We start from the raw sequence: 14,348 nt of genomic DNA, 5'->3' as shown, positions 1-14,348 counted from the left end.
CGATCTGATCATGCGCCGGTTCCATGACATTTCAATGGCGCCGTGATCAATTTCGCCCACCCTATCCATTTGCGTTGCGGCCCGCCGTGATGGCGGTCACCCGGCCTATGAAATCGTCTATTCCATAAGGCACAGGCCATAAGAAAAAGGCCGCCCCGGTTGCCCGGCAGCGGCCTTTTCCAAACCCGGGACCAGCGGTCCTTATACCAGTGCCGATAAGTTCCGACCCATCGGAACTTATCGGCTTCGGCGGCATGGGTCGCCGCCGCGCCCGTCGGCGCGGATACCAGGGGTCAAAAGTTTCGACCCCGGTATTACTGGTTCATGCTGTCGAAGAAATCGTTATTGGTCTTCGACTGTTTCAGCTTGTCGATCAGGAACTCGACCGCGTCCTGCGGACCCATCGGGTTCAGGATACGGCGCAGGATCCACATCTTGGCCATCGCCCCCTTGTCGACCAGCAGGTCTTCCTTGCGCGTGCCCGACTTCTGGATGTCGAGTGCGGGGAAGATGCGCTTGTCGGACAGCTTGCGGTCCAGAACGATTTCGCTGTTACCGGTGCCCTTGAACTCTTCGAAGATCACCTCGTCCATGCGGCTGCCGGTATCGATCAGGGCGGTCGCGATGATGGTCAGCGACCCACCTTCCTCGATATTGCGGGCGGCACCGAAGAAGCGCTTGGGGCGCTGCAACGCGTTGGCGTCCACACCACCGGTCAGCACCTTGCCCGACGAGGGAACGACGGTGTTATAGGCACGGCCCAGGCGGGTGATGCTGTCCAGCAGGATGACAACGTCGCGCTTGTGCTCCACCAGACGCTTGGCCTTTTCCAGCACCATCTCCGTCACCTGCACATGGCGGGTGGCGGGTTCGTCGAAGGTGGAGGACACGACCTCGCCCCGTACAGAGCGGGCCATGTCGGTCACTTCTTCCGGACGTTCATCGATCAGCAGGACGATCAGATAGACTTCTGGGTGATTGGTGGCGATGGAATGGGCGATGTTCTGCAGCATCACCGTCTTACCGGTGCGCGGCGGCGCCACGATCAGGGCGCGCTGGCCCTTGCCCAGGGGGGCGACAAGGTCGATGACACGGGTGGTCATGTCCTTGCGGCCCTTGCCGGAATTATCGACCTCCACTTCCAGCTTCAGCCGTTCGTCCGGGTAAAGCGGGGTCAGGTTGTCGAAATTGATGCGGTGGCGCACCTTGTCCGGATGGTCGAAATTGATCGTGTTGACCTTCAGCAGCGCAAAATAGCGCTCCCCATCCTTGGGCGCCCGGATCTGTCCTTCCACCGTGTCGCCGGTGCGCAGGCCGAAGCGCTTCACCTGGGACGGGGAGATATAGATATCGTCGGGGCCGGGCAGATAGTTGGCTTCCGGGCTGCGCAGGAAGCCGAACCCGTCGGGCAGCACCTCCAGCACGCCTTCGCCATAGATCGGCACGTCATTGTCGGCAAGCTGCTTCAGGATGGCGAACATCATGTCCTGCTTGCGCAGGGTGCCGGCATTCTCGATCTGCAGCTCTTCGGCGAAGGCGAGCAGTTCGGCGGGGGTTTTGGCCTTGAGTTCCTGGAGATTCATCGGATCTGGCTGTCGGTCGGCCATACGGCCGGTTGCGGGGACGGGGGCGACACCCCCAGGGATGCGCCCCGATTGGGGCGGGATCACGGCCGACTGTCCGGATTGGGAATCGGAACGGGGCCGGCGGGTAATGGCTTCGCGACGGACTGACCTGAAGGAAGGGGGAGGAAGCGGTGTCAGAACAGTCCGGAAAGACCGGTCCAGGCGATGGCCGTATTCGAATCCGGTCTGGAGAACCGTCTTCTGTCACCCTGCTCCCGCGCGCCGGACGGCGATGTGGAATAAGGCGGGATGCATCAGAACATCCTGGCGAACGGCATCACCTCGTCACCTTCTCGCATGGTTAGCCCAGCATTTCATCCAAGTCAAAACAAAAGAGAGCGCGCCCCCTGCCAAGCCGTCGCAGACACACATTCCGGCCAGGAACCAAACAGAGGGCTATGCGCAATCGCGCGTTGCTGTAATATATGAATGGTTTCCGATCACCTTGGGCAAAAACCATGCGCCTGCTCATCGCCGACGACCATGACCTGTTGCGTGACGCTCTGCGTTCGCATTTTGAGCGGGAAGCCCCCGGGACTTTCGTGCAAGGTGTCGGCACGGTCAGCGAGGCGTTGAAGGTCCTGGACGATGGCCAGCCCTTCGACATCCTGCTGCTGGACCTGCGGATGCCCGGCATGAACGGGCTGAACGGGCTTGTACGCCTGCGTGAACGCTATCCGTCACTCAGGATCGCCCTGATGTCGGGTGAGGCGAAGAACGAGGATATAAGGCTGGCCATGGCCCATGGCGCTGTCGGCTTCCTGCCGAAGACATTGCCGGGCAGCATCCTGTTGCAGGCCGTGCAGCGCATGGCGGCGGGCGAAACCTTCATGCCCGACAATCTGCCGGAAAGCGCGATGGCGACCGATGGCAACGCGCTCAACAGCACCTTCACCCGGCGCGAGCGGGAGGTGCTGGATTTCCTGCTGAAGGGCCAGTCCAACAAGGAGATCGCCCGCGCCCTGGATCTGGAGGAGGTGACGGTGAAGCTGCATATCCGTGGCCTGTGCCGCAAGCTGGGCGCCAAGAACCGTACCCAGGCCGCCATGCGCGCCGTGGAGTTGGGCCTTGCCCGCTGAGCGGCCCCGGGGGACGGGCGAGGTGGATGGCAATGGCCTGCCACGCGGCCTTCGCCATGATCTGGTCAATGCGCTGAACGCCCTGCTGGGCTTCGCCTCCTTCCTGGAGGCCGATTTGCCCGACGGGCCGCAGCGTGACTTCGCGCGACGTATTCAGGATGCCGGACGGCAGGCCATGGCCCTCGCCGAACGGCTTCCCTCTTCCCCGCGCGTCGTAGCTGTTCGTGTCCTGATGGTGTCCGGGGCGGCCGATGCCGATCCGCTGATCCTGGAACTGGACACTTATGGGTGTGAGGTGACGCTGGTCCCTACGCCCGGCCGCGCCGTGCAGGTGCTGCGCAAGGCGCCGGGGGCGTGGGATGTCATCCTCGCCGACCAGCCTGGACCGGCCGACCATGCCGGCCTGGCCGAAGCGGCAGCGGGGCTGGAGATCATTCCCCGCACGGCGGAGATCACCCCCGCCGCGCTGGCGCTGGCCCTGCGCGCCGCGGGTGCCCGACCGGGCGGCGACTGAGATTTTTCAGCATGGGCGCCGATGTCGCCCATATCCCTTTGGTGTGAACTACACCCTGTCCGAACCGGAAATTTCATGCGAGGCTGAGACTGTGCCTGGCCGGGTTGGCCCCGCATCAAGTCTCTGGCCGGTGTCCGCATGTCCCTGAAATTCTGGTTCGCTCCGTTGACAGCCCTTCTTCTGGCCGGTCCCGCCCTCGCGGGCACCTGCATCCTGCCGCGCATCGATGGCGGCATCCATAGCGGGCAGGCGGACAAGATCGACAGCGACCGCGACGCCCTTCTTTCCTATGAGGCCTGCCTGGCCGAACAGGAGGAACTGGAGGCCGCGTTCAACAGCCCGGCCGCCGGACGCACCGCCTTGCAACGCGAAGCCGCCGCCAATCTGCGCCGCACCCTTGACGCCTGGCAACGCACCCGTCGCGCGGCCGACGCCACGCCCGTGGACAAAAAGCGCTCCTGACACCCTCTCCCCGCCCTCTCCCTGCCCGCGCCCCGGCTTGCGTTGCGTGATCCACGACGGGTGGGACCGTGCGCGCCGGCACGCGACAATGGCAGACCTGCCATTCGGATAATGCCGGGAGAGGATTTATTCGAATTGATCCAAGTCAGGGAAGCAATCGAACCGGCATCCTATAAGTCAATCCTGTAAACGACGCATGAAAACAGCGTCCGGAAGTCGGGGGAAATATTCGCCCGGCACATGATATAGGAGCCTTGTCCATGAAAAAGTTCGCTGTGCCGGCGCTTGCCGCCGCGTTGACGATTGGTGCCGCCGTTGCTGTGCCGGCCCACGCCGAAAAGGCCGCCGGTGACCTGCTGGTCCGTGGCCGCGTCATCTATGTTCAGCCGGATGAAAGCAGCAACCTGAAGCTCGGGACCACGGCGATTGCCGGCAAGGCCTCTGTCGACAGCTCCACCGTTCCGGAACTGGATTTCAGCTACTTCTTCACCGACAATCTGGCCGCAGAGCTGATCCTGGGCACGACGCACCACCATGTGGCGGCCAAGGGCTCGCCGCTGGGCGCCTCGGTCGATCTGGGCGATGTCTGGCTGCTGCCGCCGACGGTCACCTTGCAGTATCACTTCAACCCCAAGGGCAAGATCAGCCCCTATGTCGGCGCCGGCGTGAATTACACGATTTTCTACGGCGATGATCCGGGTGCCGCCAAGGGCATCTCCTACGACAACGCCTTCGGTCTGGCCGCGCAGGCCGGTGTTGACGTCGCCCTGAACGACAAGTGGTCGCTGAATTTCGACGTCAAGAAGATCTGGCTGGACACGGACGTGAAGGTCAATGCCGGTCTGGCCAGCCCGGTTAACGCCAAGGTCGATATCGATCCGTGGATCTTCGGCGTCGGCGTCGGCTATCGCTTCTGATCGGACGCTGGCATCAGCCGTCCCCATCAACCGGGGGCGGCCATGTCGGGAAGGGACTTGGCCTCGGGCACCGTCCGGGGGTACATAAGCCCCTTTCCAACGTGGCCGCCCCCGGACCATTTCCGGGACGGCCCGCCCTTGTAGATCGGGAGCACGCACATGCGCGCCGAAATCCAAGCGGTGACCGAGGCTGTTGAACAGTCCTTGGGCCTGCTGAGGAGGCATCTTTGACTGGGAGAAATCCCTTTTCCGCCTCGACGAACTGACCGCCCTGACCGAAGACCCGAACCTGTGGAACGACAGCGAGCGGGCGCAGAAGCTGCTGCGGGAGAAGAACCAGCTTGAATCCGGCCTGAACGGTACGCGGCAGCTTGAGCGCGACCTGAAGGACAATCTGGAACTTCTGGAAATGGCGGAGATGGAAGGCGATCAAGACATGATCGCCGACGCCGAAAAGGCCATCTTCGCCCTGAAGGACCGCGCCGCCACGATGGAACTGGAAAGCCTGCTTTCCGGTGAGGCGGACGCCAATGACGCCTTCCTGGAAGTGAATGCCGGTGCCGGCGGCACAGAGGCCCAGGACTGGGCCCTGATCCTGCTGCGCATGTATACCCGCTGGGCCGAACAGCACGACTACAAGGTCGAATTGCTGGACGAGACCAACGGCGAAGAAGCCGGCATCAAGTCCGCCACCATCCAGATCAAGGGCCATAACGCCTATGGCTGGCTGAAGTCGGAGTCGGGCGTGCATCGTCTGGTGCGTATCAGCCCGTTCGACAGCCAGGCCCGCCGCCACACCTCCTTCTCCTCCGTCTCCGTGACGCCGGTGATCGACGACAAGATCAATGTCGAGATCAACGAGAAGGATGTGAAGGTCGACACGTTCCGCGCATCGGGTGCCGGTGGGCAGCACGTGAACAAGACCGACTCGGCGGTACGTTTCACCCACATCCCCACGGGGATCGTGGTGTCGTGCCAGCAGGAGCGCAGCCAGCACAAGAACCGGGCCAAGGCCTGGGACATGCTGCGCGCCCGCATCTATGAGATGGAGCTGCGCAAGCGCGAGGAAGCGGCCAACGCCCTGGAAGCCACCAAGACCGATATCGGCTGGGGTCACCAGATCCGTTCCTACGTGCTGCAGCCCTATCAGATGGTGAAGGATCTGCGCACCAATGTCGAAACGTCCGACAGTGGCGGCGTGCTGAACGGCGATCTCGACCGGTTCCTGCAGGCGGCACTGGCCCAGCGTCTCAACGGCCATGGCGACCAGCAGGCCGGTTGATCCCGACCTCTTCGTCAAAACCGATACTTTGTGACAAGGCCCGGCAACATTCTGTTGCCGGGCCTTGTTTTTTGCCGCAAAAAGACACAGCGGTTTGGGGGCGCCAAAGCACCCTCCGGCCTTTTCCTACTTCCAGAAGGCGGATGTTCCAGCGTCGAGAGGACGCGGTCGGGCATCGCACGGGGTTGTCTGATGGTCGCGCCGGATACGACCGGGGAGCAGATATCGGCCGGAAGTCTGACGGAGGCCGATCGCCTCTTCACCTCCTATTTCAACAGCACATCCCAGGTCCTGGTGTTGCTGGATGGCGATGGCACGGTGCGGGCAGCCAACCGGGCGGCCCTGCGCGTCGGCGATCTGGCCCTGTCGCAGGTCCTGGGCCTTGCCTTGTGGGAAACACCCTGGTGGCGGGGTGCCGCCGGGGTGCGTGAACGCCTGACCTCCGCGGTCCAGGCGGCGGGCCAGGGCGCCACCATCCGGTTCGATGCGGCCACGGGCCCGGAAACCGGGGCGCCGCTGGTCTTCGACGTTTCCATCACCCCTATCGATCCCGGTCCGGATGGCGCGATCCGCCTCATGGCGGAAGCCCGCGACGTGACGGAAGCCCGCGACATCGAACAGGCGCTGCGGACCAACGAACAGCGTCTGCGCGACATGGTCGAAGGCTCCGTCCAGGGCATCGTGGTGCATTCCGGCCGCCGGATCCTGTTCTGCAACCCCGCCTATGCGCAGATGCTGGGCTATGGATCGGTTCTGGACGTCCTGTCCATGGACCTGGACATCATCATCCCGGAGCCGGGGCGCGAGCAGGCAAACCGCGCCTGGTCCATTCTGCTGGCCGGCGGCAAGCTACCGATCATCCGGTCGGCCCCGAACGTCTGCCGGGACGGGTCATTGATCCATGTCGATGTCCTGGCGCGTCGTATCGTCTGGGACGGGCAATATGCGATCCAGGCGACGGTGGTCGATGTCACGGCCCAGGCCAAGGCGGCGGCGGCGGAAGCCGCCCGTCTGGCCGCCGAGGAGGCATCGCGCACCAAATCCGCCTTCATCGCTACCATGAGCCACGAGTTGCGCACGCCGTTGAACGCCATCCTGGGCTTTGCCGGCATGATCGCCAGCGCGGACCGCGACGGCATCCCGGCCGATCCGCGCCATATCGAATATGCCGGCGACATCACCGTGGCGGCACGCCACCTGCTGTCCGTCATCAATGACATGTTGCACCTGTCCAAGATCGAGGCGGGGCGCCTGACCCTGGAGCCGTGCTGGATTCCCCTGGAGGGTGAATTGCGGCAGATCCAGCGGATCGCCCAAGGTCTGGCCCAGGAAAAGCGGCTGTCCATCCATGTCGACCTTCCCATCGGCGAACCGCTGCTGCTTCTGGCCGATGAACGGGCGCTGCGCCAATTGCTGCTGAACATCGTCGGCAATGCCGTGAAGTTCACGCCGGCGGGGGGCGACATCTGGCTGGCGGCGGATCTGGACCGTGGCGACGGGCGGCTGGTCTTGTCAGTGGCCGATACGGGGGTTGGCATCCCCGATGGCGACCTGGAACGGATCTGGCGCCCCTTCGAGCAGGTCGGACGGGTGCAGGATCACCAGAACGGTACGGGGCTGGGCCTGTCGATCGCACGCGCCCTGGCCGAACTGCATGGCGCCACCGTTTCCGTGGACAGCCGGCTGGGTCACGGCACGACCTTCCGCTTCCGATTCCCCGCCGATCACGTTGCCCGTGGCACCGCCCCGCGTCAGACCGCTTCCAATGATCAGGCGCGCGACACGGCCGCCATCCGTGCCGGCCGCTGACGCGATTTTCGGCTGACCGGAAGCCACCGCGCCGGCCGTTGCCGCCGCCATGCGCGCCCGACATTCCTGGTACCCGCTCAAACGGCTTCAGGTCCTGCGGAAGCAGCACGTTGCGCGGCAGGAAATTCCGCGCTGGTAACGGAAACATAACGGTTTTGAATTAACCCTGTTGCTCCCGATATCATTGCAGCATCCGGTCACCCATCGGGTGCAGAGCCTGTCACGGCCATGAGATCGGATTGTTTTTGTATCAGGAAAGGCCGCTTTTCAGAGCACAACCATCCCAAGAGCCAACACAAATAATTACCTCGAATAGTCATATGACCATTCAATTGATAGCGTTGGCACCTACAACCGACTTTGACAAGCGGGCGCCTTTTCAGTCACCATCCAACCTATTCCGCCGATCAGGGAATACAGGCAGCGTTCCAGACATTCCACACGCAATTCCAGCACAGACTAAGGGAGCTTGCCGACCAAACGGTCGGAACCGCTATTTTTATGCCTTCTATCCATCATCGCTCAGACCATCGGTCTGCGAACAGGGATCTGGATAAAACGCGGTTCATTTATTTCAAATCCCAGCGTCTGTCTTCCATCCGCAAAGGCCGCATCTCTTGAAAACGAGTTTACGCATCGAAAAACGGGAACTCAACGATAATCCGTCGCTCCCAGGCCTTACCCCTCTGGAATTCGCCCACGGAATATCGGAACCCGGAGTTGCATATAAGATAATGCCTCACCCTGCTGGCGGCGCCCGGATGATGCGCAATCTACATGATTTTGTTGCAAAATTAATTCCATGCACGCTCCATGGCGCAGCATGGCGCCCTGGGGGTGCACCATGAGCAGCGGAATAGCCATACGCCTGCAGGAACTCCGGCAACGACTCGGTTTCAGCCGCCGCACCGACATGGCATCGCATCTGGGCCTGCCGGGTTCGACCTACAGTTCCTATGAAGGGGATGGGGGGCCCCCCAAGGTGGCCTGGCTGGTCGAACTGGCCCGCCGGAACGTCAATCTGAACTGGCTGTTGACCGGCGAGGGGGAGATGTTCCTGCCGGCCACAGCGGCGGCAGAAACAGCAGCCCCCGCCCCTGCTGCCAGCCCCCGGCCTGCTTCGGCGGAGCCTCGGGAGCCGGAGGTGGATCCGTTTCTGCTGGCCGCGATGATCAGCCGGGTGGAACGGGAACAGAGGGAACGCAGCCAACCGCTGACACCCCTGGACAAGGGCAAAATGATCGCCCATCTCTATGCGGCCTCTGTGCGCCTGACGGAGAGCGAACTGGCCGGCCATCCCCTGTCGCGGGCGGCGGAGGGGCCGGAGAAATAGTGCCGGTCATCACCCAGTCGCAGCCCAAAGAAAAACCCCCGCCGGAACGATCCAGCGGGGGTTTTCTTTACTCTAATACCAGCGGCACGAAATAGGGGCCGCGCGGCGGCAGTCGCCGCCGTACCATCGGTCAAGAACTTTGACCGGTGGTATAACGCAACGGACCGACGGATCAGCCCAGCGCCTTCACCATGGTCGAACCCAGGCTGGCCGGGCTTTCGGACACATGGATGCCGGCGGCGCGCATGGCTTCCACCTTGAACTCGGCGGTATCGTTACCGCCGGAGATCACGGCACCGGCATGGCCCATGCGGCGGCCCGGCGGGGCGGTACGACCGGCGATGAAGCCAACGACCGGCTTCTTCAGACCCGACGCCTTGATGTACTCGGCACCATTGACCTCGGCGTCACCACCGATCTCACCGATCATGATGATGCCTTCGGTTTCCGGGTCCTTGGCAAACATCTCCAGCGCGTCCACGAAGTTCGTGCCGTTGACCGGATCGCCGCCGATGCCGATGCAGGTGGTCTGACCCAGGCCGGCGGCCGTCGTCTGCGCCACCGCCTCATAGGTCAGGGTGCCGGAACGGGACACAATGCCGATCTTGCCACGCTTGTGGATATGGCCGGGCATGATGCCGATCTTGCACTCGTCCGGGGTGATGACGCCGGGGCAGTTCGGACCGATCAGGCGGGTAGCGGAATTGGCCAGGGCGCGCTTGACGCGAACCATGTCCAGCACCGGGATGCCTTCGGTGATGCAGACCACCAGCGGCAGTTCGGCATCGATGGCTTCCAGGATGGCGTCGGCCGCGAACGGCGGCGGCACATAGATGACCGAGGCATTGGCACCGGTCTTCAGCACCGCGTCGGCCACGGTGTCGAACACGGGCAGGTCCAGATGCTTGGAACCGCCCTTGCCGGGGGTCACGCCGCCGACCATCTTGGTGCCATAGGCGATGGCCTGTTCGGAATGGAAGGTCCCCTGCGCGCCGGTGAAGCCCTGGCAGATGACCTTGGTGTCTTTATTGACGAGAACGGCCATGTTACGCGGCCTCCTTCACGGCCTTGACGATCTTCTCGGCGGCGTCGGCCAGGTTGTCGGCCGACAGGATCGGCAGGCCGCTATCGGCCAGGATCTTCTTGCCGAGGTCGACATTGGTGCCTTCCAGGCGGACAACCAGCGGAACATGCAGGGAGACTTCACGCGCGGCGGCGACAACGCCCTCGGCGATGACGTCGCAGCGCATGATGCCGCCGAAGATGTTGACCAGGATGCCTTCGACATTCGGATCGGACAGGATCAGCTTGAAGGCGATCGTCACGCGTTCCTTCGTGGCGCCACCACCGACGTCCAGGAAGTTGGCCGGCTCACCGCCATACAGCTTGATGATGTCCATGGTGGCCATGGCCAGGCCGGCGCCGTTCACCATGCAGCCGATGTTGCCATCCAGCTTCACATAGTTCAGACCGTGCTTGGTGGCTTCCGTTTCCGAGGCTTCTTCTTCGGTCGGGTCGCGCAGTTCTTCCACGTCGGGGTGGCGGTAAAGCGCGTTGTCGTCGAAGTTGACCTTGGCATCGAGCGCGATCACGTCACCGGCGCCGGTCACGACCAGCGGGTTGATCTCAACCATGCTCATGTCCAGGTCGATGAACGCCTTGTACATGGCGGCCATGAACTTGGCGGCAGCGTTGACCTGCTTGCCTTCCAGCCCCAGGGCGAAGGCGACCTTGCGGGCGTGATAACCCTGCAGGCCCTGGACGGGGTCGATGGCGACCTTGGTGATCTTTTCCGGGTGGCTGTGGGCCACTTCCTCGATCTCCATGCCGCCCTCGGTCGAAGCGACGATGGTGACGCGGGAGGAGCCACGGTCCAGCAGCATCGACAGATACAGCTCACGCTTGATGTCGGCGCCTTCCTCGATATAGAGGCGGCCGACTTCCTTGCCGTCCGGACCGGTCTGCTTGGTGACCAGCACCTTGTTCAGCATGGCGGCGGCGTTGGACTTCACATCATCCACGCTCTTGACGACGCGCACGCCGCCCTTGCCGTTGGGGTCGTCCTTGAAACGACCGGCACCACGGCCACCGGCATGGATCTGCGACTTCACCACCCAGACGGGGCCACCCAGTTCTGTGGCAACCTTGGCGGCTTCGTCCGGCGTGTAGGCGACGCCGCCACGCGGCACCGCAACGCCGTATTTCTTCAGCAGGCTCTTGGCCTGATACTCATGGATATTCATCGCTCAGCCGTCTTGCTCTGGATGGGAGACGGGCCGGCAGAGCGGGGATCCGCCCGGCCGCACACGGGGGTCCTCCCCACGCGGGCGGCACTTTAGCACTATGGGAACCGGGATCAACCATCCAAAGGTCCCTGCCCACGCTCATACAGGTGCGGAATTTTGCACAAGCCTGCTGTCCGCCTGACGACAGGAAATGGCGCAAACCCTTGCGCCGCAACACAAGCATGCCGCAGTCGCGTAATGACCGAGCGCGGGGCGCAAGGGTGCCATGTAATGGCGGCAGGACCACTACCCAACCCATGCCCGATGCGGACCGGTTCCCGCCTTTCCCGGTCCGTCACGGCAAAGGACAGGCAGGCACGGCACGGGCGGGTGCGCGCCTGCCGCCGCCTGTGCCGTGCCTGCCGCCAGACCGGATCAGCCGCCCCGGCTCTTGAACGCCTTCAACTGCTTGTTGAAGTTGGCGGCCAGCTTCTCCATGCGCTCGGTCGATTTGTTGTAGCTCTCAATATCCATCTTGCCACGCTTGCCTTCCGCCGTCAGACAAGCCTGGTACTCTTCCGTCGCCGCGATATAGGACTTCACGGCCTTCACGGCTTCGGCCATCTCGGCCTCCGACGCGCTGGAACCATCGGGCAGAGCCGGTGGATCGCCCTGTTCGCAACCGGCATGCGCCACACCGCTCAGAAACAGAAAGGCCAAAGTGGTAGAGAGGATTGCTTTTTTCATCGTTGGACACCCCGAAACATAAAATTTTAGATAACAGTTTATCCAACGGCCTTTTTTGCCGTGGATATTCTGTCAGCCCGGTTTTATTGGGTGCCAAGTTATCCCCAACTGACTAATTATTAGGCTATTTTGCCCTTATCTCCCTAAACTTGGGAATTAGCATAAATTCATCGTGGGCCACCCGTCAATTCCAGCCGGGGCGGGGCAAGATGGTAAACTTATGCAGGGATGCAGGTCGGGCGCCAAACCGCCCGCCATCGGCAACAAAAAACCCGCGCCAGGATACCGGCGCGGGTTCTGTGCGGGCCGCGCCGACAATGGCGGGCCCCAATGGCAGGTAACGGATATCAGCCGTTACGGGCCTTGAAGGTCTTGAGCTGCTTGTTGAAGTCGGCAGCCAGCGCTTCCATGCGGGCGGCGGACTTGTTGTAGGCGTCCAGATCCATCTTGCCACCCTTGCCGGCGGCTTCCAGGCACGCCTGATACTCTTCGGTAGCGACGATGTAGGCCTTAACCGCCTTCATGGTCTCAGCCATCTGTTCCTGGGAGGCCGTGGCGCCATCCACCAGCGACGGCGGATTACCCTGTTCGCAGCCGGCGGCGAAGGCAGAGGTGGCGGTCAGCGACAACAGAGCGGAGGCGAACAGCAGGGCGGATTTCATGGGGTGTCCAATTCCTTATGATGGCTTATGCGAAGAAGCGGAGAGGAGGTGGGTACTGTCAGTAAAACGCTCAATCGGTCAATGGCACTCATGTCACATTGCGTTCATCATGCCATCATCGCAGGCTTTTCACTGATCTTGTGACGCGACCATTGTCTTGTAACTTGAGCACGCCACACAATTAACTAGACACTTCATGGAACCATCGTCGCGGCTATGCCGTGGGCACATCTTTACTGACGACGTCCGTTTGATGGGGCGGACTATACGGTCGACCCGTAACTGAATGGTTAAAAAACAGACCCGAACCTATACTTTCGGCGTGCGACAATGCAGACCAGAAGTGCGCTGGAAGCACAGTGAAGACATCGATTATGAGGCTTTTTAGAGAAATATTTGTCAGGTATTTTAGAAAATTACTTGGAAATCACGAATTTCAGACAGATATGCACTTCGACCCGATAGCGGGCGCAACAAAAAACCCCGCATGGTGACCCATGCGGGGTTTTCCGTGAAAGAGGTGGAAAGCCACCCCCGTCGGGGATCAGCCTTCGGCCGAAACCTTCTTGGTCACGTCAACCAGAACCTTAACGGCGTCGACGGACTTGTCAAAATTGGCCTTCTCGTCGGCGGACAGTTCGATCTGGATGATCTTCTCCACGCCCTTGGCGCCGATGATGGTCGGCACGCCGATATAGAGGCCATCCACGCCATACTCACCGGTCAGCTTGGCGGCCACCGGCAGGACGCGCTTCTTGTCCTTCAGGTAGCTTTCGGCCATGGCGATGGCGGAAGCGGCCGGGGCGTAGAAGGCGGAGCCGGTCTTCAGCAGGCCGACGATCTCCGCGCCACCGTCACGGGTGCGCTGCACGATCTTGTCCAGCTTCTCCTGCGTGGTCCAGCCCATCTTCACCAGGTCGGGCAGCGGGATGCCGGCGACGGTGGAGTAGCGGACCGACGGGACCATGGTGTCGCCATGCCCGCCCAGCACGAAGGCGGTCACGTCCTCGACCGACACGCCGAACTCCTCGGCCAGGAACCAGCGGAAGCGGGCGCTGTCCAGCACGCCGGCCATGCCGACCACCTTTTCGGGCGGCAGGCCGCTCTCCTGCTGGAACAGGCCGACCATGGCGTCCAGCGGGTTGGTGATGACGATGACGAAGGCGTCCGGGGCATGGGCCTTCACGCCGGCGGCGACGACCTTGATGACCTTGGCATTGATGCCGACCAGATCGTCACGGCTCATGCCCGGCTTGCGCGGCACGCCGGCGGTGATGATCACCACGTCGGCGCCGGCAATGTCGGCATAGTCGGAGGTGCCCGAGTAACCGGCGTCGAAACCGGCAACCGGCGACAGCTCGGCGATGTCCAGCGCCTTGCCCTTGGCAACGCCCGCGAAGTCGGGGATGTCGAGCAGGATGATATCACCCAGCTCCTTCTGGCCAGCCAGCAGGGCCAGCGTGCCACCGATCTGGCCGGCGCCGATCAGCGCGATCTTCTTGCGTGCCATGGGAATTTCCCTTCGATTTGGTTCGGGTCAGGAAACAAGATTACGTTTGGAACATCCGGCAGCGCCTTTTCTTAGCTGCAATGCGGGATGACCCTGGGCGGCGTGATTAGCCTGAAACAGCCGTTCGGGCAAGCCGACAAGGGTCGTGGGTGCGGGGTGGCAGGTCAGCGCCTGACGCAAGGC

The 14,348-nt window shown here is 62.5% G+C and carries 13 protein-coding genes; 7 read left to right on the top strand and 6 right to left on the bottom strand.

Going from position 1 to position 14,348, the window contains the following annotated elements; genetic code table 11:
- Positions 1–314: 314 nt before the first annotated feature.
- Positions 315–1,583: a transcription termination factor Rho gene (gene rho, locus KBA48_RS11120; RefSeq protein WP_292906225.1), complete on the bottom strand. Its 1,269-nt coding sequence runs from the start codon at positions 1,581–1,583 to the stop codon at positions 315–317.
- Between the two features lie 500 nt (positions 1,584–2,083).
- Between rho and KBA48_RS11115 the strand changes: the two genes are divergently transcribed.
- The 7 genes from KBA48_RS11115 to KBA48_RS11085 all read left to right on the top strand — a co-directional run bounded on the left by KBA48_RS11115 (position 2,084) and on the right by KBA48_RS11085 (position 9,021).
- Positions 2,084–2,704, top strand: a complete 621-nt coding sequence (locus tag KBA48_RS11115) for a response regulator transcription factor (RefSeq protein ID WP_292906223.1) — start codon at positions 2,084–2,086, stop codon at positions 2,702–2,704.
- On the top strand, positions 2,694–3,218 hold the full coding sequence (locus KBA48_RS11110; RefSeq protein ID WP_292906221.1) for a hypothetical protein: 525 nt from the start codon (positions 2,694–2,696) through the stop codon (positions 3,216–3,218). Before KBA48_RS11115 ends, KBA48_RS11110 begins: the two co-directional genes overlap by 11 nt.
- Positions 3,219–3,356: 138 nt before the next feature.
- Positions 3,357–3,680, top strand: coding sequence for a hypothetical protein (locus KBA48_RS11105; protein WP_292906219.1), 324 nt, complete (start codon positions 3,357–3,359; stop codon positions 3,678–3,680).
- Between the two features lie 260 nt (positions 3,681–3,940).
- Positions 3,941–4,597 (top strand): OmpW family protein, encoded by a 657-nt coding sequence (locus KBA48_RS11100; protein ID WP_292906217.1) that lies wholly within the window; start codon positions 3,941–3,943, stop codon positions 4,595–4,597.
- A 159-nt stretch (positions 4,598–4,756) separates the two neighbouring features.
- Positions 4,757–5,879, top strand: a protein-coding gene (gene prfB, locus KBA48_RS11095; RefSeq protein ID WP_292906215.1) for a peptide chain release factor 2 whose coding sequence is annotated in 2 segments (ribosomal slippage) — positions 4,757–4,825 and positions 4,827–5,879 — 1,122 coding nt in all. Because the reading frame shifts where the segments join, the coding sequence is not laid out codon by codon here.
- Positions 5,880–6,071: 192 nt separating this feature from the next.
- Entirely contained in the window at positions 6,072–7,688 is a 1,617-nt protein-coding gene (locus tag KBA48_RS11090) for a PAS domain-containing sensor histidine kinase (RefSeq protein WP_292906213.1), read from the top strand.
- Between the two features lie 844 nt (positions 7,689–8,532).
- Entirely contained in the window at positions 8,533–9,021 is a 489-nt protein-coding gene (locus tag KBA48_RS11085; RefSeq protein WP_292906211.1) for a helix-turn-helix domain-containing protein, read from the top strand.
- A gap of 172 nt (positions 9,022–9,193) precedes the next feature.
- On the opposite strand, the gene sucD is transcribed toward KBA48_RS11085, so the two are convergent.
- The 5 genes from sucD to mdh form a co-directional block, all read right to left on the bottom strand.
- A complete protein-coding gene (sucD, locus tag KBA48_RS11080) occupies positions 9,194–10,066 on the bottom strand; it encodes a succinate--CoA ligase subunit alpha (RefSeq protein WP_292906209.1) in 873 nt (290 codons plus the stop codon).
- A 1-nt stretch (position 10,067) separates the two neighbouring features.
- A complete protein-coding gene (sucC, locus tag KBA48_RS11075; protein ID WP_292906207.1) occupies positions 10,068–11,264 on the bottom strand; it encodes an ADP-forming succinate--CoA ligase subunit beta in 1,197 nt (398 codons plus the stop codon).
- A 417-nt stretch (positions 11,265–11,681) separates the two neighbouring features.
- A complete protein-coding gene (locus tag KBA48_RS11070; protein WP_292906205.1) occupies positions 11,682–11,993 on the bottom strand; it encodes a hypothetical protein in 312 nt (103 codons plus the stop codon).
- 347 nt (positions 11,994–12,340) lie between these two features.
- Positions 12,341–12,655 (bottom strand): hypothetical protein, encoded by a 315-nt coding sequence (locus KBA48_RS11065; protein WP_292906203.1) that lies wholly within the window; start codon positions 12,653–12,655, stop codon positions 12,341–12,343.
- Positions 12,656–13,199: 544 nt separating this feature from the next.
- Complete coding sequence (mdh, locus tag KBA48_RS11060; RefSeq protein WP_292906201.1) at positions 13,200–14,165, bottom strand: malate dehydrogenase; 966 nt, start codon at positions 14,163–14,165, stop codon at positions 13,200–13,202.
- Positions 14,166–14,348: the final 183 nt, after the last annotated feature.

It is taken from the genome of Niveispirillum sp., assembly GCF_017996735.1.
Lineage (GTDB): Bacteria > Pseudomonadota > Alphaproteobacteria > Azospirillales > Azospirillaceae > Niveispirillum.
Note: the sequence above shows the minus strand (reverse complement) of the source record. Positions and strands in the feature narration are given on the sequence as shown.

Coding starts and splice junctions, on each gene's coding strand:
- KBA48_RS11085 (WP_292906211.1), top strand. CDS start 8,533: ATGAGCAGCGGAATAGCCATACGCCTGCAGGAACTCCGGCAACGACTC.
- sucC (WP_292906207.1), bottom strand. CDS start 11,264: ATGAATATCCATGAGTATCAGGCCAAGAGCCTGCTGAAGAAATACGGC.
- KBA48_RS11065 (WP_292906203.1), bottom strand. CDS start 12,655: ATGAAATCCGCCCTGCTGTTCGCCTCCGCTCTGTTGTCGCTGACCGCC.
- KBA48_RS11070 (WP_292906205.1), bottom strand. CDS start 11,993: ATGAAAAAAGCAATCCTCTCTACCACTTTGGCCTTTCTGTTTCTGAGC.
- KBA48_RS11100 (WP_292906217.1), top strand. CDS start 3,941: ATGAAAAAGTTCGCTGTGCCGGCGCTTGCCGCCGCGTTGACGATTGGT.
- mdh (WP_292906201.1), bottom strand. CDS start 14,165: ATGGCACGCAAGAAGATCGCGCTGATCGGCGCCGGCCAGATCGGTGGC.
- KBA48_RS11115 (WP_292906223.1), top strand. CDS start 2,084: ATGCGCCTGCTCATCGCCGACGACCATGACCTGTTGCGTGACGCTCTG.
- rho (WP_292906225.1), bottom strand. CDS start 1,583: ATGAATCTCCAGGAACTCAAGGCCAAAACCCCCGCCGAACTGCTCGCC.
- KBA48_RS11105 (WP_292906219.1), top strand. CDS start 3,357: ATGTCCCTGAAATTCTGGTTCGCTCCGTTGACAGCCCTTCTTCTGGCC.
- sucD (WP_292906209.1), bottom strand. CDS start 10,066: ATGGCCGTTCTCGTCAATAAAGACACCAAGGTCATCTGCCAGGGCTTC.
- KBA48_RS11090 (WP_292906213.1), top strand. CDS start 6,072: ATGGTCGCGCCGGATACGACCGGGGAGCAGATATCGGCCGGAAGTCTG.